This window comes from Paenibacillus prosopidis, from assembly GCF_003337375.1.
GTDB classification, from domain to species: domain Bacteria; phylum Bacillota; class Bacilli; order Paenibacillales; family Paenibacillaceae; genus Pristimantibacillus; species Pristimantibacillus prosopidis.
In genome coordinates this window covers 259,073-283,543 of the sequence record NZ_QPJD01000005.1, presented here as the reverse complement: position 1 = coordinate 283,543, position 24,471 = coordinate 259,073, and the positions used below count along the sequence as shown (strand labels likewise).

Here is a 24,471-nt window from a genome sequence, read left to right as displayed (position 1 = left end):
TTGTACATGCGGACGAAGGCTTACGTCCCTTATTTGTTTTTAACACCCGCGCTAGGCTTATTTGCGGTATTCATGGCATATCCGATTATTTATTCGTTCTTGTTAAGCTTTCAAACAAGCGAAGCCGGAGAGATGGTGCCAGCTGGCCTTTCTAACTATCAAAGGCTGTTCAGCGATGAAATCTTTTTGACGGCACTAACGAACACTTTTGTTATCATGGTCATTCAAGTGCCGCTTATGCTGTTTTTCGCAATCGTGCTGGCATCCAGCCTGAATGCGGTAAAGCGGTTAAAAGGTGTCTTCCGGGTATCGTTTTTCATGCCCGCTGTTACGTCGTTGGTGGCATATTCGATTATTTTCTCCATCATGCTGATGGGCGACGGTATTATCAACCAACTGCTTGCAGCATTTGGCATCGGCGCAATTCCTTGGCTTTCACATCCGTGGTGGGCCAAAGCGGCGCTTATTCTCGCCATGACATGGCGCTGGATCGGTTATAACATGGTTATTTATTTGGCAGCTATGCAAAATATTCAGGAATCCCTATATGAAGCAGCTAGTATTGACGGCGCGAGCCGGATTAAGCAGTTCTTTTCGATTACGATTCCACAATTAAAACCGGTTATTTTGTTTACTGCAATTTTGTCCACAATCGGAACGTTGCAGCTGTTCGATGAGCCTTATACGCTCACAAAGGGCGGCCCAAGCGACGCGACGTTGACGATAGGTATGTATTTGTATCAAACCGGCTTCCGCTATTTTGATTTCGGCTACGCATCGACGCTTGCGTATGTAATCGTCGTAATCATTGCCGTATTGTCTTTTATTCAATTTAAAGTAACGGGGGATGAATGATGAAAGTATCAAACGTCCGATCCTTGCTCGTATACGTAACGCTTCTCATTGGCGCAGTCATCTCGCTGTTTCCATTCTATTGGGCAGCCATTGCGGCTACGAACGAGAGCGGCAAAGTGTTTGCTAAACCGCCTGTGCTGTTACCCGGGGGTATGTTGTTTGAAAATATCGCGAACTTAAATGAAGCGATCGGCATCGGGCGCGTTATGTTTAACTCCCTGTTTGTCGTCGTCATCTATACTGCACTTAGTCTCATCATTTGTACGATGGCGGGTTATGCTTTTGCGAAATTTCGTTTTAAAGGACGGGATATCCTATTCGGCATGTTCCTCCTGTCCATGATGGTACCCTATCATGCGCTTGTCATTCCTTTATTTAAAATGATGGCCGCTTGGGGCTGGCTCAACACCTATCAAGCGCTCATTCTTCCGAATTTGGCTTATCCGTTCGGCATCTTCTTAATGCGCCAGAACATGCTGGCGGTGCCGGATGCGATGATGGAAGCAGGACGCATAGACGGAGTAAATGAATGGGGCTTGTTTACACGCATCATTCTGCCGTCGGTTAAGCCTGCGCTTGCCGCGACGGCGATCTTCTTGTTCATGTTCCAATGGAACAGCTTCCTATGGCCGCTTATTGCGGTTCAAACGAAAGAGATGTATACACTGCCTGTCGCCTTATCGAGCTTGTTCGGCCTGTCGCGGATTGATTATGGACAGGTTATGGCCGGCGTTACGCTCGCGACGGGTCCGATTATTATTTTCTTCCTGCTGCTGCAGCGTCATTTTATATCAGGTATGCTGGGCTCGGCGGTTAAAGGGTAGACGGGTAACAAGGAGCGGAAGACGAAGGAGAGAGACATCATGTATTTAGGCGTTGATTATTATCCGGAATACTGGCCGGCCGAGCTAATGGATGAAGATATAGAAGGCATAGCCGGGCTTGGCGCCAATATGGTTCGCATCGGAGAGTTTTCGTGGCATAAAATGGAGAGTACGGAAGGACAGTTCGACTTTTCCTTTTTTGATGATGTCATTGCGCGCTTGAAAAAACGCGGACTCCGCGTAATGTTCGGCACGCCGACTGCGACTTTCCCGGCGTGGCTGGTGAAGAAGCACCCGTCGATACTATCGGTAGATATCGACGGTAATGTTCGGGCTTTCGGAGGACGGAGGCAGTACTGCTTCAATTCCGGTATCTATTGGGAATACAGCTCGAGAATCACCCGTAAGCTGGTTGAGCATTTTGCCGAAGAAGAGAGCATTGTCTCTTGGCAAATTGATAATGAGTTCGGGCATGAGGGCAGCGATATGTGTTATTGCCCACAGTGTCATAACGCATTCCAATCGTTTTTGGAACGAAAATATAAAGGTGAAATCAGCCTTTTGAATGAAACCTACGGCACAATTTTCTGGGGTCAAACCTATAACGATTTTATGGAAATTCCAATGCCATTGAAGACGATAACGACGCATAATCCGTCGCTGCAGCTGGACTGGGCGCAGTTCCGCTCTTACTCGGTTAACAACTATGCGGCAAGGATGGCTGCTGTTGTGCGCGAGGCGAAGGGAGAGCACCAGACGGTTACCCACAATCTTCCAGGCGGCTTCTTTCAAAAATGGTACGACCATGCTGAGCATGCGGAAGCGCTGGATTTTGTCTCGTATGACAACTATCCGGTTTGGGGAGGGCTAGCGGAACCGATAACGCCTGCCGCTATTGCGATGGGGCATGATTTCATGCGGGGCTTGAAGGACGCGAATTTCTGGATCGTTGAGGAATTGATGGGCGCGCAGGGTCACGACGTAATCGGATATTTGCCGCGCCCTGGACAAGCAAAGATGTGGTCGCTGCAGGCGTTCGCGCACGGCTGCTCGGACATGCTCTATTTCAGCTGGAGAGCGATGACCCGTGGAGCGGAGCAATTTTGCATGGGAATTGTAGATCACGACAACCGTCGCGGTGAGAAGTATAAGGAAGTGCAATCGGTATTTAAGACGATTGCGCCTTATGCGGACGTTCTCCAATCGGATATTCATGCGGATATTGCCGTGCTTTACGATTATGATAATGTATGGTCCTGGCGGTTCCAACGGCAGAGCGAAGCATTTGATTATACTGCTGAGCTGCTTCGGTTATATACGCCTTTCCATAGCTTAAACAGCCGAATCGATATTATTCCCGTATCACGAGATTTTTCCCGCTATAAGGTACTCGTTGTTCCCGTTCTTCAAGTCATCGATAAGGAGCTAGGAGAACGTCTTGCGGAATTTGCCAAGCAAGGGGGAACTGTAATGTTTTCATTCCGTGCCGGCATTCGCGATAGGAGCAATAACATACATTTTGGACTGGAAACGCCGGGCTACGTGGCTGATATGGTCGGTGCCGTCATTCATAGCTCGGAAGCGCTGCCGCTTGGCAAGCAAATTCCGATTGCTTCTGTTGAAACAAGCGAGAGCGCAGACAGGGCTTCGACATGCGAGGTGTGGCGCGATTTGCTTACACCGACGACAGCGGAAGCATTGTATCGATACGACGAGCCGATATTCCCTGCGGCTGCCGTCACCCGTAACCGGTACGGCAAAGGGACGGTTTATTATATTGGCGGAGGCCTCAGCTCAGATGTTCTTAAGGAAATTTCCCTTTCTATTGTAAAGGGGCAGCAAATCTGGCATATTGAAAGTGACGAGGGCATTGAGGTGGTTTTCCGGGAAGCAGGGGGGCGCAAGCTATGGTTCCTTCTTAATCATACGGAAGAAACGAAGATGTTCCAAGGCCAAAGGCTTAGCCCATACGAGAGCAGAATAGTGGAAGCTGATAGACTTTAACCCGAATTCGCGGGAGGATTAGCTATTAGTCGCGGCTTGCAGGAAGGAAAGTTTGGATGGCTACCATTAAAGATATTGCTCAGAAAGCAAGTGTGTCTATTGCAACCGTATCACGGGTGCTTAATTATGACCCCGGCATTTCGGTAGCGGATGAGACGCGTAAACGTATTTTCGAAATTGCGCAGGAACTGAACTATAAAACGCTGCGGCAGAGGAACGGCCACGCCGTTAAAGAGCGTTACCGGGTAGGACTAGTAAACTGGTATTCCGAGCAGGAAGAGATGCTTGACCCGTATTATTTGGCGATTCGGCTTGGCGTCGAGAAGGAGTGCTTCCAGCGTCAAATGGACCTCGTGAAGCTATTCATGCGGGGGGAGTCCGACGGCAAAGACTGGTCCGGCGAAACGCTCGATGGCATTATCGCGATTGGACGGTTCGAGAATGACGATCTTAGCTGTTTTCCCGAAGGCTTTGAAAACATTGTATTTGTCGATTCTTCGCCTGATGATAACCGGTTTGATTCGGTTGTCATAGATTTGAGAAAGTCGGTTTCAGAAGTGCTTGATTATCTCATCGGCCTTGGCCACACGGCGATCGGTTATATCGGCGGGCACAATGTTGTCAACAATAAGCGGGTGCAGGATGAGCGGGAACTTGTTTTCATGGAGCGTCTAACTGCTCGCGGGCTTTACGATGCAGCATATGTTTTCACGGGAGAAAATTTGTATTCCGAGGACGGCTACAAGCTGATGAAGAGGGCAATTAGCGGGGAGAAGCTTCCTACGGCCTTTTTTATCGAAAATGATTCCATGGCAGTCGGCGCCCTGCGTGCGCTGCATGAAGCGAAGCTGAGCGTTCCGCATGATATCTCCATCGTTGGCTACAACGATATTGCGATCTCTGCTTTTTTGCAGCCGCCGCTTACGACCGTTAAGGTCCATATGGAGCATATGGGAGAGACTGCAGTTGAGCTGCTTGCAGACCGGTTGGCGGCAAAACGTGAAATCGCGAAGAAGATTGTGCTGCCGACTCGCCTGCAAGAACGTGAAAGCAGCGGTGGACCAAAGCGGTAGAGGGTACTATCATGCACGGAGGTGGCGAGCTTGTCGTTATTGCTGAACGGACAGAACGTACTGCCGGCTGTGCATAAGCTGAAGGATGTGGAGGCGGTTCTTGCCTCCCCTTTTTCATATATGGTGCTGCTCGGGGGACATTTGGGCCAATTGAAAAATATAGTTGATCTGGCAGGAGGGCATGGAAAAAAAGTGCTGCTTCATGCCGACCTTATCGACGGGCTGAAAAATGACGAATACGCCGCCGAATTCCTTTGCCAATCGATCCGTCCTGCCGGCATTATATCGACTCGCGCAAGCGTTATCGGCCGAACGAAGCAGAACGGATTAATCGCGATTCAGCGGTTGTTCCTCATTGATTCGGATGCGCTTGAACGCAGCTATACGGTGCTGGACAAAAACCGTCCCGATTATATCGAGGTGCTTCCTGGCGTTATTCCCGATATCATTCGGGAAGTAAAGGAACGGAGCGGCATTCCGATCATTGCAGGAGGTCTGATCCGTACGCAGGACCATGTTAGACAGGCGCTCGATGCGGGAGCCTCGGCGATTACGACATCGCGGAAGGATTTGTGGAAATTTTAATGGGTTTAGGGGAGGGGAAGCTATGGACACTTTTATGCTGTCGTTGGATCAAGGAACGACAAGCACGCGCGCGCTGCTTGTGGACCGGAGCGGTAAGATTGTCGATATGGCACGAGAGGAGCTTCCGCTGCATTACCCGCACCCGGGATGGGTTGAAGCGGATGCGCTATTTATATGGGAGTCGACGAAGAAGGTTATCTCTGCGCTTCTGGCAAAAACGGGCGTAACAGCGGAGCAAATCGCCGGGATCGGCATTACGAATCAACGCGAAACGACTGTTGTATGGGATAAAGCGAGCGGCGAGCCGATTCATCGCGCCATCGTCTGGCAGTCGCGCCAGACGGCGGATATTTGCGAGCGTCTTAAGGCCGATGGACATGAACAAGCCTTTCATGACCGCACAGGGCTCATAATCGATGCTTATTTTTCCGGCACGAAGGTGAATTGGCTGCTTGAGCATGTGGATGGGGCGCGGGAACGGGCGGAACGGGGCGAGCTGCTATTCGGCACGATTGATACGTGGTTAATTTGGAAGCTGACCGGCGGCCATGTCCATGTAACCGACGTCACGAATGCGTCCAGAACGCTAATGTTTAATATACATGACCGCAGATGGGATGATGAGCTGCTTCATATTTTGAACATACCTAAAGCGATGCTTCCGGAGGTTCGATCTTCTTCTGAAGTATACGGCTTTCTTGATGCCGGGCTGCTCGGACGTCCGGTCCCGGTAGCGGGAGCGGCTGGCGATCAGCAAGCGGCCCTCTTCGGACAGAACGCTTTCCACGAGGGCAGCACCAAGAATACGTACGGTACAGGCTGCTTTATGCTTATGAATACGGGCTCCAAAGCGATCGTATCGCAAAAGGGGCTTCTCACGACGATAGCGTGGGAGGTTGATGGACAAATCGAGTACGCGCTTGAAGGCAGCGTATTCGTGGCGGGTGCTGCGATTCAGTGGCTTCGCGACGGTCTCAAGCTGATCGACTCCGCTGCTGAGACAGAGGCGTACGCAAACGAGGTCAAGTCGTCGGACGGCGTGTACGTTGTGCCTGCTTTCGTCGGGCTTGGCACACCCTATTGGAACAGCGATGTGCGCGGCGCGGTGTTTGGCTTAACGAGAGGCACGACGAAAGCACATTTTGTACGAGCCGTTTTGGAATCACTGGCCTATCAGACGAAGGATGTATTGTCTGTTATGGAAGAGGAATCGGGACTTCTACTAAAGTCGCTGTCTGTGGACGGAGGAGCGGTAGCGAACAATTTGCTTATGCAATTTCAAAGCGACCTGCTTGGTGTCCCCGTTGAGCGCCCGGTCGTGAACGAATCGACAGCACTTGGCGCAGCCTTCTTGGCTGGGCTCGCGGTAGGCTTCTGGGAAAGCCGGGATGAATTAGCTAAGCTGAGACAGGTTGACCGGATATTTGAACCTAATATGGACGGGCAAAAACGTGACGAATTGTACAGCGGCTGGCACCGCGCGGTAAAAGCAGCCATGGCGTTTGCAGAGTAATCATGCTATAATAACGACAAGTTAATAACGGTTGGAGACCAGGAGAAACCACGAAGACCGCTTCCGAGCCCCTATTGGGGAGGGAAGCGGTTTGAGTGGTTTTTTTAGGTTTCATTTTTGCTGGTTTGTGAGTAACAAAATGGAAATGGCAGAACACTATTATGTATAGAGCACGGGGAGGATACGAAAATGACAGCTAAGATAAATAAAGATGCTTTTGCTGCGGAAAACCGTAAGGAACTGCTGGCCGAGATGCAGCGGACTCCAGTTGATGTACTGGTCATCGGTGGCGGCATTACGGGTGCCGGCATAGCGCTCGATGCCGCCTCACGCGGGCTTAAGGTTGCGCTGGTGGAGATGCAGGATTTTGCGGCAGGCACTTCGAGCCGTTCGACGAAGCTGGTGCATGGCGGCTTGCGTTATCTGAAGCAGCTTGAGATCGGCGTAGTAGCGGAGGTTGGTAAGGAGCGGGCCATAGTATACGAGAATGGGCCGCATGTAACGACGCCGGAATGGATGCTGCTTCCTTTATATAAGGGAGGCACATTCGGTAAATTTTCAACATCGGTCGGTTTGCGTGTTTACGACTTTTTAGCTGGTGTTAAGAAGAATGAGCGGCGTAAGATGCTAAACAGCACGGAAACGTTGTTCAAGGAGCCGCTTTTGAAGCGGGACGGCTTGAAGGGCGGAGGCTACTACGTTGAATACCGGACGGACGATGCACGGCTTACGATTGAAGTGATGAAGAAAGCGGTGGAAACCGGTGCTCTCGCCGTCAACTACGCAAAGGTCGAGACGCTGCGCTACGATCAGAGCGGGAAGATTACCGGCGCTATAGTCCGGGATACGATAAGCGGATCGGAATTTTTAATAGCTGCCTCCAAAATCATAAACGCAACGGGACCGTGGGTTGATGAGCTTCGTGAGATGGACGGTTCTAAGCAAGGCAAAACGCTGCGGTTAACCAAAGGCGTGCACCTTGTGTTCGACAACAGCCGCTTCCCGCTGCAGCAAGCTGTTTATTTCGATACGCCGGACGGTCGCATGGTGTTCGCTATTCCCCGCGAGGGCAAAACCTATTTCGGGACGACCGATACGAATTATAAAGGCGACACCGTCAATCCTGCCATGACGATCGAGGATCGGACGTATTTGTTGAAGGCGGTTAACTTTATGTTCCCAGAGCTTAAACTGACCGAAGCGGACGTAGAATCCAGCTGGGCAGGCCTTCGGCCGCTCATCCAGCAGGAGGGTAAGTCGCCGTCGGAAATTTCGCGCAGAGATGAAATTTTCGTATCTCAATCGGGCCTCATCTCGATAGCAGGCGGTAAATTGACCGGATATCGCAAAATGGCAGAAAGCGTCGTCGACAAAGTCATTGAGCTGCTCGGGCAGGAAGGCGGCAAAGAGTCTTATGCGACTAGCGGCACAGTGACGCTGCCGATGTCCGGAGGGGATTTGGGCGGATCCAGACAGTTTGAACCTTTCGTTCTGAAAAAGACGACAGAAGGCGTTCGCTTTGGGTTCACGAAAGAGGAAGCGGCATTTCTTGCGCGGCGTTACGGTTCGAACGTCGATGTGATTTTCGCAATGGCCGAGAGTACGCGTCAGTGGGCTCATTCATTCGGATTGCCTTTGGCATTAGCGGTACAGCTGCGTTATTCGATTGAAGCCGAGATGACAGTGAAGCCGGTCGACTTCTTCATCCGCCGTACGGGAGATCTGTTTTTCCGTATTGAGCATGTGCGGGCATGGAAAGAGCCAGTTATCGCAGCTATGGCGAATCGTCTAGGCTGGAGCGACGAGCAGCGCGTTTCCTACACCACTGAGCTTGAGCAAAAGCTAACTGAAGCGGTTGATCCGCTGCATAGCTAAATTCATAAATGGGACATCGTTTACCGAACCAACTTCGGTAATGATGTCTTTTTTTTTCAAATATAAGGATTTTTAAGTTTTACTCTTATAAATAAGCTTATATTTCACCGCGAAACGAGCTTTTACCGCCAAGGACGGCGACAGCCGTTTCTGCTTGGTTGAACTAAAGATCGGAACTGGCTCGTTATTGCATCATGTGACTTTAATGAGGGAGGGATCATTCGTCTTTAGGGAGTTGAACAGGAAAAGCTCCCTCTATTTTTTCTTTTACAATGAATGATCTCGTTTAAAGGGAAATTCTCCCGCTAATTCGGCACGTTGTCCATACAGAAAGGATTTTCAGCAACATTATAGGGAAGTTTTCCAGTAAAATGACCCCAAATAGCGCATATGGACAAAATTAGCCGGAGGTTTTCCAGTATTGGCAATCGACATAAAAGCTTTTAGAATGAGAAAATTAATTCGTAGATTGGTTAGGGCGTTATCATTATCAAGAATTAGAGAGCAACATTACAAAATTCACCTTGTGTTATAACTATTGTCAAACAGGAGAGCACCTGTTAAGCACAAGAGGAGATGGGAATATGAGTAAGTTGAAGAATAAAGTTGCATTAGTTACAGGCGCAAGCAGAGGGATTGGGCGTGCCGTTGCGATGCGCTTGGCGCAAGAGGGTGCATTAATAGCCATTCATTATGGCAAGAAACGGGAGCTTGCAGAAGAAGTAGTTCGTGAGATTGAGCGGAGCGGAGGGTCCGCGTTCACGCTCGGTGCGGAACTGGGTTCATTAGACGGCATACAGGTACTTTATGAAGCATTGGATGAAGCTTTGAAAGAACGCACGGGTGACAATCGCTTTGATATTTTAGTAAACAACGCGGGAATCGCCCTAGCAGCTTCCATTGAAGAGACTACGGAAGAAGCCTTCGACGAAATCATGACCGTTAATGTGAAAGCTCCGTTTTTCCTGACTCAACAAGCTCTTCCGCGTTTACGGGACGAAGGTCGTATTATTAACCTGTCTTCCGCTGTAACTCGAATTTCCCTGCCTGCCATTCCCGCTTACAGCATGACCAAGGGTGCAATCAACTCACTGACGCTCGCCTTATCCAACCAACTCGGCCCACGCGGGATTACGATCAATGCAATCCAACCTGGATTCGTTGCCACGGACATGAATACCGCTTTGCTACAGGATCCTGCGGGACGGAAATTCGGTGCTGATTTTTCTATTTTTGGAAGATGGGGACAACCAGAGGATATCGCAGACGTTGCCGCTTTTCTAGCCTCTCCTGACAGCCGATGGGTAACTGGGCAATTGATTGATGCTAGCGGAGGTTCACATTTGTAATCATCAGGACTCCATGGTGGTATGGCTAATCTGTTTGTAGTTCAAGAAGCAGCATTGTCCGGCTCTCTTTTTTGGAGCCGGATTTTTATGTTCAAGGGGAAGCGGCAGGAGCAAGTTTTATTTCCAGGTTGATTGGAGCAAAATGAAGCTACATCACTTGAACCTATTGATTGCAAAAGAAGTACTATGTAAAATGCTGTTGCAAGGAAGGAAGGTTTTACATATAATACATATGAGCATGTGTTCATATGTATTATTTTGATTAGCTTAAATCGCTGCAGGTATTTGTTTTGGGCAGTCGAACTGGGGGAGATTTTGATGAGCAGTAACAAGCAGGAGCATAACAGCGAACATACCCATACATGCGGTAAAGGGCAGCACGCCGAGCATGCGCATAAACATGATCATAATCATAAGCACACTCATGAACATGAACATAATCATGAGTACTCTCATGATCATAAGCACAAGCACAGTCACAGTCACAGTCACGGACATCACCACGGTCACTCGCATGGCCATCACGGGCATCACCATCATGGCCCGAACAACAAAGCCGGACTGCTCATCGCTCTACTTATTACATCGGGCATCATGCTTTTGGAGTTTATCGGAGGCTTGCTGACCAACTCGCTTGCGCTTTTGTCTGATTCCGGCCACATGCTCAGCGATGCCGCTGCGCTGGCCTTAAGTTTAGCAGCCATGTGGTTTGCGGTCAGGCCGCCGTCGCGGAACAAAACCTACGGCTTTCACCGGTTTGAGATACTAGCGGCGTTATTGAATGGGGTTACGCTGTTTGTCATTGCGGCTTTCATTATAGCCGAAGCTGTAAAACGGTTCTGGGAACCGCCAACCGTTGCAAGCGGCTCGATGATGATCATAGCGGTCATTGGTTTGCTTGCCAACCTGGCGAGCGCATGGTTTTTGATGAGGAAGGCCGATGTGAAGGACAATTTAAACGTTCGCAGTGCGTACCTTCACATAATCGGGGATGCGATAGGCTCAGTAGGCGCGATAATCGCGGCGGTTCTAATGTCGCTATTCTCCTGGTATATAGCCGATCCTATTATCAGCGTCATCGTAGCGTTGCTTATTTTAAAAAGCGCATGGGGAATCATCCAATCAACCGTCCATATTTTGATGGAGGGAACGCCGCTCACAATCGATTGTGAGCATGTAACAGCCACGCTGCTCCAAATCAAAGGGGTAAAAGAAGTGCATGATCTCCATATTTGGACGATCACGTCAGGACTCGACTCCTTAAGCTGCCATCTTCTTGTTGAGGACAGCGCAGACAGCCAAGTGGTACTGCAGGAAGCGATCCGGCAAATTGCAGCGGAATTTCAAATCGAACACGCTACGATTCAAATCGAAAAGTCGCAGCTGCAGCATGCTGCATTGAAGGTATAGTTAAGGCTGCCCTTCTGTGGAAAAATCCACATGGAAGGGCAGCCTTATTTGCAGGAAATCGTTCTTTTATCTCGCCGATGCGATCGACTTGGCTTTATACACCTGCGAGCCAACTAAGAAAGAAACAACACCCCATAGCAGCATAATGCCCATTCCAATCCAGAAGGAGACGGACGATACGCCTGAAGCGTAAATGAGACCGTCGCGCATGCCGTCAACGAAGTAAGTGAGCGGCAGTATTTGCGTAACCGGCTGCAGCCATTCAGGCAGCGTTTCGAGCGGGAAGAAGACGCCGCTGAGGAACATCATGAGCATACTCGCAATGTTTGCCATCCCCATGTAAGCCTCGATCGTTTTGCTGAACGAAGAGAATAAATACCCCATCGCATTAAATACAAGCCCGCCTGCAAAAAAGGCGATCACTAAGCTGAACACATTAACATGCAGGCTGGCCCCAAAGCCGAATACGCCAATAAGCGATAAAATGACGATTTGAATGATACCGAGCATGAGGCGCACGAGCATGCCGGCGAGACCATACAGCCCCATTTTGGCAGGAGTCATGCGGAGCCGCTTCATTAATCCGCGGCGGCGCATCTCCACCAGATCGACCATCCCGAATAATCCGCCCTGAGCGACTGACAGACCGATCATACCGGTGAGCAGAAAATCTTCATAACTTAAATCATCAGCACCGGAGGATACGGAATCCATGGTCATGCTGAACGTAGGCGTCGCGCCGACCGCAGCTAAATTAGCCTGCTGAATAAATTTGTCCAAAATACCGGAGATCGCTTGCGCGGCAGCGCCTTTTTCATCTTCCTTATTAACGATAAGCTGCATCGTTGCGGCATCTTCGGAAGCAGGCAGGACGATAAGCGCATCGATATCTTGCTTTTCAACCCATTCGGTGCCTTGCTCTTTGCTGACAGGCAGCTCTTCTTTAAATTCGAACACAGGTATTTGCCGCAGCTGCTCGAGCAGCATGCCGGAGGTGGTGTTTGGCTGCGGATCCGCAACGGCGATCTTCGCTTTAAAGCTGTCACCGGAGCCTCCCCCGAAAATAATCATAAATAATACCATTAATATAACGGGGAAAAAGATATTCCAAAACCACACTTGCTTCTCGCGACACATCATTTTGATCTGAGCGGTGAACATTTTGAAAAATTGCTTGGAGCTGTTCATTTAGTCCCTCCATTCTTTGCCCGTGAAGGCAATGAACACATCTTCCAGACTCATTTCGCGGATCGATATTTGCTCCACCCGGAATCCGCGATCCTTCGTAAAGCCGAACAATTCATACAGCGTGTCCTCAGGCTGCGTTGTCCACAGCTGGAGCGAAGAGCCCTCGCGGTTCGTCCGCACGACTGCCGGGTGGAGAAGCGCTACTTTCTCGGTCTCGATCGCCGCCGCTTCACCGTCCAGCATGGAGAGCCGCACCTCCCGTTCCTTCGTGAGCCGGTCGATAAGAGCGGCTGGCGTATCGAGCGTGACGACCTTCCCTTGGTCGACAATACAGACGCGGTCGCTCAGCTTTTCGGCTTCCTCCATGTAATGCGTTGTAAGTATGGTCGTTTTGCCAAGCTCCTTCAGCTTGAGAATAATGTCCCAAATGTTTCTTCTTGCCTGCGGATCGAGTCCGGTTGTAGGCTCATCCAGAAAGATCAGCGTCGGATCGTTAATCATAGCGAGCCCAATGGCCAGCCGCTGCCGTTGACCGCCGGACAGCTTCTTTACCTGTTTGTTGCGCTGGTCGGTCAGGCTGATCATTTCAAGCACTTCCGCTGCGGGCCGCGATTTCGGGTAGAACGTCGCGAACAAATCGAGATTTTCCTCAACGGTCAACAAGTCGAACAAGGCGCCTGACTGTGGCTGTACGCCGATCGTTACTTTGATTTGCTCGCTGTTTTTGGACCAGCTCAAGGATCCGAACTGAATTTGACCTGCATCGGGGGATTGAAGCCCTTCAATCATCTCGAGCGTTGTTGTCTTGCCGGCGCCGTTCGGGCCGATAATCGTGAATACTTCTCCGGCTTCCACCGAGAAGCTGATGTCTTCCACAGCGGTGACCCCACCAAATGATTTTTTTAAATGAAGCACTTCCAATACGGGCATTAGGTAACCTCCTAAAAGTTTTGTGAAGCAAAACTGACTTCGGAAGAATAAGCTTATGTTTTATTGCATGCAATAATTGTAAAACAAAACCATTTTATGAGAGTACCGTCTTAAGCATGCTCTTGATCTCGGTCTAGAGGCGGAAGGGGAGACAGCCAAGATAATAGGATGTAAAATCAACCAAGTCATTGACGATTGTCCCAAAAAAACATATATTGAAATCATTAATTGAGAATGATTATTATTTACTGCTGAAGAAAAGGGACGTCTTATTATGCGGATAAAATGGATCATACGTCTGTCGGCGGTTATTTTGCTTGCTGTTTTCGTTTGGATGACATGGCGGTGGTTCGATAAGGATGAATGGCTGGGCGATCTGCTTTTGCTTGTTAAGCAGCCAAAGTGGCTTATATTCATGTTTACGGCTTATTTATTGTCGTTTGCCCTGAAGGCAGAGGCATGGCGAAGATATGTAGGATCAAACGAGCGCTTTGGCGTGTTTTTTCATGGAATCATCTATAGCTTGCTGGTAAACCATCTGCTGCCGTTAAAAGTAGGAGACATTGTCCGAGCCGGGTTTTTGAAAAAAATGGCTAATAAAACGTGGGACGAGGCGTTGCATTCGGTAACCGTCATGCGTGTGCTCGATATGCTCACTTTATGCTTGTATGCCGGCATAGGTATCCTTTGGCTCGGGCTGCCATCCTCATGGCTATGGGTCGCCGTATTGCTGGCAGCAGCTATCCTTCTGGCTGTTATATACAAGCTTCCCGTCATAAAAAAAATGCCGCTTATACAAAAGCACTTGGCACATTTCAAAGTGACGATGCTCTCGGGCAAAGGGCTCTTTATCATGTCAGCGATAGCGGTGAGCTGGATTTTGGAAGCGGGCATTATTTACGGCATTGCCAGCGTTCTTAAGTTGAAATTGGGTGCCGTCCCCCTCGTTTGGGTTAACAGCATGACCATAGCCGGACAAATCTTTCACATTACTCCTGGTGGCATCGGCACCTATGAAAGCACCTTGAGCGGTTCACTAGCAGTGCTCGGAATAAACGGGAGGGAAGCGTACGGGGCGGCGATTTTGTCCCATGCGTTTAAGTTTGCGTTCGCCTTCGGAATGGGAGCTTATTCTCTGCTGCGCATGCCGCTCGGTTGGAGGGAAGCGAGAGTATGGATCAAGGAAAGAAGAATAGAAAAGGAATGATTTTATTATGAAAAAGGCATCCCCATTTGAAATTGTGGCTGCGAGATGTTGGAATCTGTTGAATGAAGGGAAGCCGTTTACCCCGATTTTTGTAATCGGCGTTTTTCTGCTTTATCGCATAGGCGAGTGGTCCGATATGGGTTTCTGGAGCGCAGCCGGACTTGGATTGTTGATAACGTTACCTATTTTTGTTATTTATTACTGCTTTGATTTTCCTCTAATGCTTCGCAATTATTTGTGGCTGCCGCTCATAGCCGCGCTGCTCGTCTGGGATCATGGGAGCCTCTCCCTTTATTTGCTTGCGCTTGGCCTATTCTTTTTTTTCACCGTCTATTTTTGGGGCACATTCTATTACCATTTGCGGATCGGTACTTCGTGGTGGAATTTCACCCGTTTCTGGAAGCTGGTTCTGAAAAACAGCGATTCGACCAGCGGCAACGCGCAGGAGCAAATGCCTAAGTTTTTGCTGCTGCTGTTGATCTGGAACCATTTCTATCACGTTTTTTATTCCACCGGCACGTTTGAAGCATTCAATGCTGCGCAATTGCTTACGCCTGTTATTTTTGCCGTATGCTTGTGGCTGTACAGCTATGTGCTTCACGCGAATCTGTTCGATTGGAAGCCGGCGGAGAATTCCCCGTTAACGGACAAGTCCGGCTGGCCGAAGAGTGCTGTTAACGAGAAAGTTATTGTCATTGTCATTGACGGCATGCGCAAGGAAAGGTTCGAAGAAGCTAACGCGCCTTTTCTGAAAAAGCTAAGAGCCGAAGGAACCGAGTATGCCCAAATGGAGACGGTTTATCCGGCGCGTACGGTCGTCTGCTTCTCTTCCATGTTCACGGGCACGTACCCGCGCGAACACGGTATTCGCTCTAACATGGTGTGGAAACTGGGCATTAAGGTGGAAAGCATCTTTGACTCGCTCCGCAAGGTCGGTAAAACCGGCAGGCTGCTCGGTATCGCCCATTTGATCGATTCCATGGGCAATGATGTGGAAAGCGTTACGGCCGTGATGCATAACGACGTTGCGGACAGGAATATCATCGAGCGCGCCAAGCGGATCATGGAAGAGCAGAATCCGGATTTGCTGGTAGCCCAGTTGATTGGTGTTGATCAAACCGGACATAGCCGGGGCGTGCTGTATGATGAATACGTGCAGAAGATCGAGGAAGCCGACCGTTTAATCGAAGAGTTTGTAGGCTGGTTGGAAAACCGCGGCATGATGAACAATACGACACTGCTCGTGTGCGCGGATCACGGACAGGCCGACGGCATCGGTGGACATGGCCATCTAGATGAAGGAGAGCGGTTTGTACCGTTTTTTATGCACGGTCCGTTCATTCAGCAGGGGCTGCGCATCGAAGAGAAGCATTCCCTTATATCGATTGCTCCTACTTTAGCTTATTTGCTTGGAGCTCCGGTCCCAAGCAGCAGCAGAGGAACGGTACTCTCGGAGGCTATGAAGACAAAATAACGCGGGAACGGGAAAGGAACACATCATGGACAAACAGAAGATCGTCGTCTTCATGCCGGCGCACAATGAAGAAAGCAATATCGCGGGCGTGATTGCCAGAATCCCGCGGAAGTTTCACCCTGATTATAAGGTTGAGGTGCTTGTCATCGATGACGGCTCCACAGATGAAACGGCGGCTGTCGCGAAACAGGCGGGAGCCGACCGCATTGTTTCCTTTAGCCGCAACCGGGGACTAGGTGCTGCCGTTCGTGAAGGGTTGGCGGAATGCTGCAGAATGGATGCCGCGATCGGGCTGATGATCGACGCTGACAATGAATATCCGCCTGAGCAAATTCCCGACGTTCTTGCGCCGATTATCGCAGGCTTCGCCGATTACACCTTCGGCTCGCGATTCAAAGGACAGATTCGCGGAATGAAGCTGCACCGCAGGCTTGGAAACTATGTGTTTACGCTGCTGCAGGCTATACTTTTGCGCAAATGGATTTATGACGGACAATCCGGGATGAGGGGATTTTCCCGCGAGGCAATGGAGAAGGCCGAGATTATTCACGATTATAACTATGCCCAGGTATTGACGATCAACTTAGTAAGGCAGGGGTTCCGCCTGGAAGAGGTGCCGATCTCCTATCAGGTGCGCACGATGGGACAATCATTTATTAAGTTCCGGCAGTACGTGACATCCGTCATTCCCGCGATTTACAAGGAAATGAGGCGTCCATTGCCCGCAAGGGAAGCTGGAAAGGCTTTGCGCCGCAAGGAGAGACCCAGCCTATGAGGCGTAAGGCAGTCAAAGCAGGCACAGTGTTCTTTGCCGCTATTGCCATCCTTTTCTTCGTCTATATGTGTCTGCGCTATTCAAGTCCAATTGCCCGCACTTGGGACGAGGTGGATTTTGCGCTCGCTTTGCATCGGTTCGATTTACTGGCCATGCAGCCGCATTTCCCGGGCTACCCTTATTTTATTCTTGGAGCATCCGTCATCCATCGCTGGATGGATGATCCTGTTCGAGCCTTGTCCGCATTCAACACGCTTGCGGCGTTAAGCGCGGCGATTCCGATGACGCTGCTGGCGCATCGTTTTACCGGCGGCGGGGTCAAAAGCCTATTGTTTGCCGCGCTAGTTTTGACGAGTCCTTATTTATGGATGATGTCGGCGAGACCGATGTCCGAATGCGCGGGCATTGCCGTGCTATGGTGGTATTTATGGAGTATACGGGCAGCGATAGGACGTCCAAGCTCCATGCTGCTGCATCTGCTTCCCATGCTGGTGTTCGGGCTTCTGATGGGGACACGCTTGTCGTTTTTCCCATTCGGACTTGCACTTCTGCCGCTGTGGATTGCCCAGTTCAAACAAACCGGGAAGAGAGGCAGGCGTCTTTGGTTGTCCGTTGCGGCGGCTTTGTTTGCTCAACTTGTATGGGTGGTCGGGCTGGCGCTTTCGGAAGGTAGCCTGTCCGGTTTTTGGAAGCTTTCTGTTGCATTTGTGGAAGGCCATTTCTCAGAGTGGGGGGGAGGAATCTCGTCATCTAACATGGCGTTTGGCCAAAGGCTGCCGCAGCTGCTGGGCCATAATCTGATCGGGCATGCGCTGCTTGGCGGCTCAGTTAGCGTTGGCATCCTGCTTGCGCTGCTTTTTGGAGTTACCTGCATGGGGATTTGGCAGCGCCGCGCTGCAGATCAGGAAAGACAGCCGGCTTCCCTAATGGAGCAGGAAAACCGGCAATTTTATGTTTGGCTTGCTGTCTGCAGCGGAGCGTATTTTCTGTGGGCGTTATTCGGCCAAAATATTGAGAAGCCCCGCCACATTGCCCCGGTGGTCGGTCCCATATTGTTCTTTATATACTGCGCGGCGAACCATACAGCATCGTCAATATGGGAAGCGCGGCGTTCGGAACGTCTATTCCGATCATCGGCTATTCCCGTAGTCATTCATGTACTCTTATTTACGCTAATTTCCGTTCAGCTTACAAGCGGAGCGAAGCTGCTTCAGCGCCAGGCTGGCGAGGTTCCGGCCGTGTATCAGCTTCACCGGTATGCAAGCGCTTTGAAGGAGCCTTTCGTGCTGTACACCTGGGAGGAGACGCGTGTGCTGCAATATTTAGGAGCCGATTACGAACATCAGCGAATTTATACTTATGAGTATTTTAAAGCGACAGCGGCAGCAATTCCCGAACGCCATGTACTGATTACGGATCATGTTTTGCAGGGATTTGAACAGCAAGGGCAGCAAATGCGGGAACATGTGGAACCGGTCGCCGAGTTTCATTCGGATCCCTTATTCGACCCGGTGTATGCTGACATAACTTTATACGAGTGGATCAAAAAATGATGGCGTTGTCGTTATTTTTTGTACATTCAATAACATACAGGACTTATGAAGTCCGTTCCATCGACTCACCCTTAAACAATCCCAAAACGCGCCCTAACTCCAAAATTGATATAAAAATTAGCACTTAACCAGTATTGCAAAATTAGAGCTGGAAATTAGTTCTATTGTTCGCCGCTTACCCTCCCGTAAACTATTGAATCTTAGAGGCAAAAAGCTGAAAAATTAGAAAACTGAAAGTTTACTGAAAAAATAGCTGACATAAGTATTGACGTATTAACCGATAATGATTATCATTACAAATTGTGAGTGAGAAAAATTATCAGTGAGAGGTGATGAGATGAAACGTTGGCTCTTATGCGTTCTTCTCTTGGTTACTGTAGCGTTACATATCGCACCGTCCCAAGCGCAGGCCTATTCTTACGGTGATGCCAATACAGAAGATATTGCTGAAACATTCAAATTGGTAGAATCCAGTTTAGCCGGTGCATCGCCTAATTGGAAAGCTGCGGAAGAGGCTTATAAAGTACGGAGACCGGAAATTGTATCGCACTTCGGCGAAGCGGTAGGCGCAACGCTTGATAACAATTTCAAGAACAAGGACGCCAAGCTGACTGTTGCCAATTTCAAAGCGGTGCTCGTGATGAATTTGGATCGGCGGTTCACCTATGCGATTAAAGGCTTTGACGATTATGCCCAAACGAAGCTGCTCCTCGCAAAAGCAAAAGCGACCTTCGATACATTGAAGCCTTATGTCAGTTCCAGGACTGATGAAATAAACGCGGCATTCGATGCGGCTCTGGAGGCGCTGGGCAATCCAGGATTGTTTGGAGTCGGACAGAAAGCAGCGGAGCCGGACGTATTTAAGGAAAAGGTGAATTTCATTTACGGCATTGTAAAGCCATTGTTTCCATACAAGGCTTACGTAAAGCCTGCCGCTACCCAGAAGCCTGCCGCAACACCAAAGCCTGCTGCAACGCAAAAGCCTGTTGCAACCGAGAAGCCGGCTGAAGAGCAGCAGCAACCTGGGACGACGGGCAGCGCGGAAAATGACGCGCCTGCAGCAACTGCGGCGACGGATGATAAAACATCTGAGGCGGACAAACCTTCAACCGAAACTGACGAGCAGCAGGAAGGCGTTGCAGCTGAGGCCGATGCCGATGCTGCATCAACCCCCGTTCCAGTCGAGAGTGAGACGGTGGAAGCAGCAGAGCAAACTACCGCTGAACAGGAACAAGCAGCGCCAGCCGACAGCAATGAAGCAGAGGAATCAGGTAAAGAGCTCGCAGCGCATGCACCGATGGAGCAAACCGACAAAACGAATCCTTGGGTAAGCATATCGGTTATCGGCGGTGTTATATTGCTTGCAGGCGGAGCCGTTTGGCTTGCACGCAAAAAGAAATGGTTTTAAAAATATGAATTTGGGAGAGATTAAAATGCGCAAATGGTTATCATTAATTTTAAGCGTTTCACTCGTGATATCATCCTTCTTTACGCTAGCTTCCGTCGTGAGTGCGGAAAGCAAATTCAAAATTACCGAAGATGCGGCCATAGCAGCTCGGATCAAGGCTTTCACCGACATTAAAGCATTGTTCACAGCTAATACCGTGCTGACTGATGTGAAGGCTTTCTATGTGGATAAATTCCAGACGGAAGTGAAACGGATCGATGCGACCATCAAACCGGAAGATCCGAAAATCGACGACAACATTGTACTCGTGCTGGACAATGCGATCGCAGGCAAACTGAATGTGAATCAAGCCAAGCAGGCAATCGATAAAGGATTGCAATGGTATTTCTACCTCTCTGTCCGCGATTTGATTAACAACCAAGTAAGACCGGCGCTCAAAGCCGGCGATACGGCAACGGCTCAAACGGCATTTTACAAAGTTGTTCAAACTTATGAAGGTGTCCTGGAATCTACAGTAGTAAAACGCGACACTTCGTTCAATCTGCACATGGCAGACATCCTGAAAGGCACGATTGAGCAGCTGCTTAACGACCTTGCAAGCGGCAATGCGGATGACTTCAACGTTCATCGTCAGGTGCTGGACAAAACGTTGATTAAAACGTATGCGCTAGGTGCCTATACGTATGCGAAAAACATCCCGACGAAACCAGCTGCCGATCAACCGGCTGCGATGACCGAAGGTTACTTCTTCTTCATGACGGTATATTCCTATCTGAAAGGCGGCAGCGCGGTTGACGCTGATTATATCCGCAACGCTTTCGCTTCGGGTGATGCCAGCCAAATCAACACGGATAAAATTCAGGATGCAATGCAGCGTACGATGATCGGTAAAGTATCCGAGTATGTTAATCAAGCTTTGGTTAAGCTGGAAGCAGGCGATTTGCAAGGCGCACGCGGATACGCGATGGAGGGGAATATGTTCCTTTCTGCCCAGGAAGTGTTCTTCGGTGCTGAGAAATATGCGGCAGCGGCAGCTCATGCGCAGCAATTCTCTGATGCTGTAGATAAATCTGATCTTGCATCCGCCAAGATGCATGCTTTCCAAGTGCTGAAGTTTCTGGTAGTGAAAGACGGCGTTCAGTTGAAGGTCGGCGACAAAAAATATCAAATTAACGGCACGGATTCTGCGGCGGATGTCGCACCTTATATCAATCCGCAAACAAGCCGCACCCTGGTGCCGGTTCGCGTGATCGCAGAGGCGCTCCAAGCAGAAGTCAAGTATGATGCGGCTCTCAAAAAAGTAATTATAGTGAAAGATGGCAAGACGACTGAACTTATGATCGGTTCGGTTCAAATTGTGCAAAACGGTGAAATCAATGCGGATGTGAAGCTGGATCAGCCTGTCGTCGTGAAAAACGCCAGATCGTTTATCCCTTTGCGCGCAGTGGCAGAGCTGTTCGGCAAGCGTGTCTTTTATGAAAAGGGCGAAATCATTATCCTTCGATAAGTGAAATGAAAGAGGAAGACACTTGCGTCTAATGGCGCAGGTGTCTTCCTTGCAAATATGACCGTACAAGGCAGGAGATGAAAGCATGGATATACAGGCGTTTTTGATTACCTTTCGCGAAGCGCTGGAAGCTATATTGATCGTAGGGGTAATACTAACCTATCTGACCCGGATCGAACAAACACGCTATCATAAATGGGTTTGGGTTGGCGTGGTTCTCGCTTTGGCCGCCAGCTACGGCGTTGCGCTCGCTTTCCAGATCATTTTTACCGGGTTCGCGAGCATGGGCAGCCAAAATTATTTGAAAATCGGGATCATGCTTGTATCCTGCGGCTTGCTGACCCATATGATTATGTTTATGACTCGTCAGGGCGACATGCAGGGAAAAGTGCAAAATAAAATTGCAGCTATATTAACCGTTGGCGGAGTTGTTAATATGGTGCTGCACTCGTTTCTCGTTGTGGTGCGTGAAGGGGTGGAAACGGTCTTCTTCTTTGCCGCGATTACAGGAGGGGATATCCAGAAAGCACTGGAAAGCTGGGGTGCGCTGGGCGGCCTTGTTTTGGCCCTGATTATCGGTTATCTTTTTTTCAAAGGCACCAAAAAAATCAGTCTTCGAACTTTTTTCAGAATTACTTCCGTGTTCCTCATGATGATTTCGGCCGGGTTGTTGGTGCAGGCAGTCGGCATTATGCAGGATCTTGGCATCATGGGCAGCATTTATCGGACTGCGGGAGGAGAGATCGGAGAGGTTTATAATATCACGGCGTTCATGCCGGAGCATCCGATCGATGAAACGCAATATATTCGTGACACCGGCAGTGAGCCTCTGATCAATGGCCAAGTAGGGATTTTTATGAAAGCATTTTTGGGCTATACCCAGAATCCTTCCGTGGAGGAATTTTTGTTATATTGGGGTTATTATTTCCTGGCGTTTGTTTTATTAGCGGTTCAGAGAAAACGCATTGAAATAGAAGAAGCAGGCGTAAGAGCAGCGGCATAAAAAGATGGAGCGTGAGCATAAAATGAATGTCGGCATTGTCGGATATGGTCATGTCGGTAAAGCGATGCACGAATTGTTCCCGGATGCAGCGGTTTATGATGAACCATTAGCGCTTGGAAGCCGGGAAGATGTGAATAATTGCGACGTCACATTCGTTTGCGTGCCGACACCGCAGCTTCCAGGCGGAAAATGCGACTCCTCCATTGTAGAGGAGGTTTTGGCATGGCTCTATGCGGAGGTTATCGTAATCAGATCGACCGTTCCGGTAGGATTTACGGATGATCAGAAACAAAAAACAGGGAAGCGAATTATTTTCCAACCTGAATACTATGGGGAGACCGCGGGCCATCCCTTTGCCAGTCTCAGTCATCGAACATGGCTCACATTCGGCGGGGCTTCGGAAGATATAAGCATCGCGATCCGCGCTTACCAGAAGGTGTATAATGCCGAGGTGAAGCTGGTGCTGACCGACGCCAAAACAGCGGAACTGGCAAAATATATGGAAAATTGTTTTCTGGCGCTGAAGGTTACGTTTTGCAACGAGTTCTATGATATGGCCAGAGCCTACGGTATCAACTATGACGAGCTGCGTGAAGTATGGCTTGAAGATCCACGGATTGGCAGAAGCCATACGTTCGTATATGAGGACAATCGAGGATTTTCCGGGAAATGTCTGCCTAAGGATGTCAATGCGTTAATTGATATGGCCGATGAAAAAAACGTAAACGTCGATTTGATGAAATCCGTTCGCGCAAAGAATGAGGATTGGCGGCGTTGTGACCGATAACTTTGCGGGATGTGAATATAAAGTCTGCGACGTCAAATGCCGCGGGCTTTCTTTATTGTTAGGGATTGCTAGTGGATCACTCTTCGATAAAAAGGGTTCAATCGCTTAGAGCCCTCCAGCTAACTCACTCCAACGGCGTTTCTCCCCAAACACACACTTGCTACAGATGCGGCTCCTACAACACTCACTCACTCACTCACTCACTCACTCATTCACTCCAGCGGCGGCTCCTCCTTGACTAATTAGAGGGAATTCCTCCTGTAAATTTGTCTTTGAGATCGTAAGAGTCCCATCAAACAGGAAAAGCTCCCTCTAAATCGGAGGTTTAGGCGTTAATTGAGCGAATCCGATTGAGTTAACGGGAGGTTTTCCATGTATATTTCTACGATATAGTTTCAATGGGATAATTAACCGGATGTTTTCCCGCTAAGTTAATCAAAGTAATCCAGCACGCCTCGAGCAAGCTCATACCGAACGATTCTTTCACCATTGACTCGAACTAAAGGGAGAAGCCAGCCTTTTATGCACAATTTTTTTAGCATCAGGACTGCCGTCTTTTGATCGATTTCAAAATGATGCACGACATCCTTCGGTCGAATCGGCTGAGCCAACCGGATGGCGAGCCGGATGATTTCTTTCTCGGCTAGCAGCGCGCGGGAGACCGGCGTCTGATTAGGCTGGTACCGGCTCAGCACCATGCGTAGTAGTGTGATACACAGCTCGGGTCGTTGCTCGATATCATCGTATGCGAAAGAAACGACGTGGTATCCCATGGCGTGAAGGAAGGTTTCGCGGTTCAGCTCGTTGCAATATTTTTTCCGGTCCATGTCTTGAACGTGCGTGGCGTAGCCTTTGATTTCAAATAACAGCTTCACGAATCCTGGCAGCCAGGCAAAATCCGCAAAGTAAGATCTGCCCCGCCAATCGAGCACTTCATATTCCGGATGAAAATCTTCGAAGCATCCCCGGAGCGGCCACCAAACGTTGCGCAGAAACAGCGATTCACCGTGCCGATGTCCCCTCTCCAGGCGCCCCCGACGTTCCCCTGTCCTGTTATCGAGATGATAACGGATAAATTCGTTATGCGCTTTATCAAAAGTCACTCTCTCATCCCCTCCAGAAAAATAGAAAACGTCCCGTTTCCATTCAAT

General features: G+C 49.5%; 20 protein-coding genes. 17 read left to right on the top strand and 3 right to left on the bottom strand.

The window, feature by feature from the left end:
* Positions 1 to 6 precede the first annotated feature (6 nt).
* The 9 genes from DFP97_RS09735 (at position 7) to DFP97_RS09695 (ending at position 11,488) form a co-directional block, all read left to right on the top strand.
* Complete coding sequence (locus DFP97_RS09735) at positions 7 to 855, top strand: carbohydrate ABC transporter permease (RefSeq protein ID WP_114379802.1); 849 nt, start codon at positions 7 to 9, stop codon at positions 853 to 855.
* Positions 852 to 1,679, top strand: coding sequence for a carbohydrate ABC transporter permease (locus DFP97_RS09730; RefSeq protein WP_114379801.1), 828 nt, complete (start codon positions 852 to 854; stop codon positions 1,677 to 1,679). Before DFP97_RS09735 ends, DFP97_RS09730 begins: the two co-directional genes overlap by 4 nt.
* Positions 1,680 to 1,718: 39 nt before the next feature.
* Entirely contained in the window at positions 1,719 to 3,683 is a 1,965-nt protein-coding gene (locus DFP97_RS09725; protein ID WP_114379800.1) for a beta-galactosidase, read from the top strand.
* Between the two features lie 56 nt (positions 3,684 to 3,739).
* Entirely contained in the window at positions 3,740 to 4,756 is a 1,017-nt protein-coding gene (locus DFP97_RS09720) for a LacI family DNA-binding transcriptional regulator (protein WP_114379799.1), read from the top strand.
* 30 nt (positions 4,757 to 4,786) lie between these two features.
* Positions 4,787 to 5,341: a glycerol-3-phosphate responsive antiterminator gene (locus tag DFP97_RS09715; RefSeq protein ID WP_114379798.1), complete on the top strand. Its 555-nt coding sequence runs from the start codon at positions 4,787 to 4,789 to the stop codon at positions 5,339 to 5,341.
* Positions 5,342 to 5,363: 22 nt separating this feature from the next.
* A complete protein-coding gene (gene glpK / locus DFP97_RS09710; RefSeq protein ID WP_114379797.1) occupies positions 5,364 to 6,854 on the top strand; it encodes a glycerol kinase GlpK in 1,491 nt (496 codons plus the stop codon).
* 189 nt (positions 6,855 to 7,043) lie between these two features.
* Positions 7,044 to 8,729 carry a glycerol-3-phosphate dehydrogenase/oxidase gene (locus DFP97_RS09705; RefSeq protein WP_114379796.1) on the top strand — a complete coding sequence of 562 codons (1,686 nt, stop codon included), beginning with the start codon at positions 7,044 to 7,046 and terminating at the stop codon, positions 8,727 to 8,729.
* A gap of 584 nt (positions 8,730 to 9,313) precedes the next feature.
* On the top strand, positions 9,314 to 10,078 hold the full coding sequence (locus DFP97_RS09700; RefSeq protein ID WP_114379795.1) for an SDR family oxidoreductase: 765 nt from the start codon (positions 9,314 to 9,316) through the stop codon (positions 10,076 to 10,078).
* Between the two features lie 318 nt (positions 10,079 to 10,396).
* On the top strand, positions 10,397 to 11,488 hold the full coding sequence (locus tag DFP97_RS09695; protein WP_114379794.1) for a cation diffusion facilitator family transporter: 1,092 nt from the start codon (positions 10,397 to 10,399) through the stop codon (positions 11,486 to 11,488).
* A 66-nt stretch (positions 11,489 to 11,554) separates the two neighbouring features.
* Here DFP97_RS09695 and DFP97_RS09690 read toward each other — a convergent pair whose 3' ends face one another.
* Together DFP97_RS09690 and DFP97_RS09685 are read right to left on the bottom strand one after the other, a co-directional pair.
* Positions 11,555 to 12,676, bottom strand: a complete 1,122-nt coding sequence (locus tag DFP97_RS09690; RefSeq protein ID WP_245976042.1) for an ABC transporter permease — start codon at positions 12,674 to 12,676, stop codon at positions 11,555 to 11,557.
* On the bottom strand, positions 12,677 to 13,606 hold the full coding sequence (locus DFP97_RS09685; RefSeq protein WP_114379793.1) for an ABC transporter ATP-binding protein: 930 nt from the start codon (positions 13,604 to 13,606) through the stop codon (positions 12,677 to 12,679). It lies immediately after the preceding gene.
* A gap of 274 nt (positions 13,607 to 13,880) precedes the next feature.
* Here DFP97_RS09685 and DFP97_RS09680 point away from each other — a divergent pair, with 274 nt between their 5' ends.
* From DFP97_RS09680 to DFP97_RS09645, 8 genes are all read left to right on the top strand, one after another.
* Entirely contained in the window at positions 13,881 to 14,813 is a 933-nt protein-coding gene (locus tag DFP97_RS09680) for a lysylphosphatidylglycerol synthase transmembrane domain-containing protein (RefSeq protein ID WP_114379792.1), read from the top strand.
* Between the two features lie 7 nt (positions 14,814 to 14,820).
* Positions 14,821 to 16,287: an alkaline phosphatase family protein gene (locus DFP97_RS09675; RefSeq protein ID WP_114379791.1), complete on the top strand. Its 1,467-nt coding sequence runs from the start codon at positions 14,821 to 14,823 to the stop codon at positions 16,285 to 16,287.
* Between the two features lie 25 nt (positions 16,288 to 16,312).
* A complete protein-coding gene (locus DFP97_RS09670) occupies positions 16,313 to 17,062 on the top strand; it encodes a glycosyltransferase family 2 protein (RefSeq protein ID WP_114379790.1) in 750 nt (249 codons plus the stop codon).
* Positions 17,059 to 18,615, top strand: coding sequence for a hypothetical protein (locus DFP97_RS09665; protein WP_114379789.1), 1,557 nt, complete (start codon positions 17,059 to 17,061; stop codon positions 18,613 to 18,615). Before DFP97_RS09670 ends, DFP97_RS09665 begins: the two co-directional genes overlap by 4 nt.
* Before the next feature lie 337 nt (positions 18,616 to 18,952).
* On the top strand, positions 18,953 to 20,023 hold the full coding sequence (locus DFP97_RS09660) for a hypothetical protein (protein WP_114379788.1): 1,071 nt from the start codon (positions 18,953 to 18,955) through the stop codon (positions 20,021 to 20,023).
* A 25-nt stretch (positions 20,024 to 20,048) separates the two neighbouring features.
* Complete coding sequence (locus DFP97_RS09655) at positions 20,049 to 21,530, top strand: stalk domain-containing protein (protein WP_181873435.1); 1,482 nt, start codon at positions 20,049 to 20,051, stop codon at positions 21,528 to 21,530.
* A gap of 85 nt (positions 21,531 to 21,615) precedes the next feature.
* Complete coding sequence (locus DFP97_RS09650; RefSeq protein ID WP_114379786.1) at positions 21,616 to 22,533, top strand: FTR1 family iron permease; 918 nt, start codon at positions 21,616 to 21,618, stop codon at positions 22,531 to 22,533.
* Positions 22,534 to 22,555: 22 nt separating this feature from the next.
* Entirely contained in the window at positions 22,556 to 23,320 is a 765-nt protein-coding gene (locus DFP97_RS09645) for a Rossmann-fold NAD(P)-binding domain-containing protein (RefSeq protein WP_220271139.1), read from the top strand.
* 431 nt (positions 23,321 to 23,751) lie between these two features.
* Here DFP97_RS09645 and DFP97_RS09640 read toward each other — a convergent pair whose 3' ends face one another.
* Positions 23,752 to 24,423 (bottom strand): hypothetical protein, encoded by a 672-nt coding sequence (locus tag DFP97_RS09640; protein WP_114379784.1) that lies wholly within the window; start codon positions 24,421 to 24,423, stop codon positions 23,752 to 23,754.
* Between the last annotated feature and the right edge of the window lie 48 nt (positions 24,424 to 24,471).

Bases quoted from the DNA above. Each gene is read 5' to 3' on its own strand.
- DFP97_RS09735 (WP_114379802.1), top strand. From the start codon at position 7: ATGCGGACGAAGGCTTACGTCCCTTATTTGTTTTTAACACCCGCGCTA.
- DFP97_RS09730 (WP_114379801.1), top strand. From the start codon at position 852: ATGATGAAAGTATCAAACGTCCGATCCTTGCTCGTATACGTAACGCTT.
- DFP97_RS09725 (WP_114379800.1), top strand. From the start codon at position 1,719: ATGTATTTAGGCGTTGATTATTATCCGGAATACTGGCCGGCCGAGCTA.
- DFP97_RS09720 (WP_114379799.1), top strand. From the start codon at position 3,740: ATGGCTACCATTAAAGATATTGCTCAGAAAGCAAGTGTGTCTATTGCA.
- glpK (WP_114379797.1), top strand. From the start codon at position 5,364: ATGGACACTTTTATGCTGTCGTTGGATCAAGGAACGACAAGCACGCGC.
- DFP97_RS09705 (WP_114379796.1), top strand. From the start codon at position 7,044: ATGACAGCTAAGATAAATAAAGATGCTTTTGCTGCGGAAAACCGTAAG.
- DFP97_RS09700 (WP_114379795.1), top strand. From the start codon at position 9,314: ATGAGTAAGTTGAAGAATAAAGTTGCATTAGTTACAGGCGCAAGCAGA.
- DFP97_RS09695 (WP_114379794.1), top strand. From the start codon at position 10,397: ATGAGCAGTAACAAGCAGGAGCATAACAGCGAACATACCCATACATGC.
- DFP97_RS09690 (WP_245976042.1), bottom strand. From the start codon at position 12,676: ATGAACAGCTCCAAGCAATTTTTCAAAATGTTCACCGCTCAGATCAAA.
- DFP97_RS09685 (WP_114379793.1), bottom strand. From the start codon at position 13,606: ATGCCCGTATTGGAAGTGCTTCATTTAAAAAAATCATTTGGTGGGGTC.
- DFP97_RS09680 (WP_114379792.1), top strand. From the start codon at position 13,881: ATGCGGATAAAATGGATCATACGTCTGTCGGCGGTTATTTTGCTTGCT.
- DFP97_RS09675 (WP_114379791.1), top strand. From the start codon at position 14,821: ATGAAAAAGGCATCCCCATTTGAAATTGTGGCTGCGAGATGTTGGAAT.
- DFP97_RS09670 (WP_114379790.1), top strand. From the start codon at position 16,313: ATGGACAAACAGAAGATCGTCGTCTTCATGCCGGCGCACAATGAAGAA.
- DFP97_RS09665 (WP_114379789.1), top strand. From the start codon at position 17,059: ATGAGGCGTAAGGCAGTCAAAGCAGGCACAGTGTTCTTTGCCGCTATT.
- DFP97_RS09660 (WP_114379788.1), top strand. From the start codon at position 18,953: ATGAAACGTTGGCTCTTATGCGTTCTTCTCTTGGTTACTGTAGCGTTA.
- DFP97_RS09655 (WP_181873435.1), top strand. From the start codon at position 20,049: ATGCGCAAATGGTTATCATTAATTTTAAGCGTTTCACTCGTGATATCA.
- DFP97_RS09650 (WP_114379786.1), top strand. From the start codon at position 21,616: ATGGATATACAGGCGTTTTTGATTACCTTTCGCGAAGCGCTGGAAGCT.
- DFP97_RS09645 (WP_220271139.1), top strand. From the start codon at position 22,556: ATGAATGTCGGCATTGTCGGATATGGTCATGTCGGTAAAGCGATGCAC.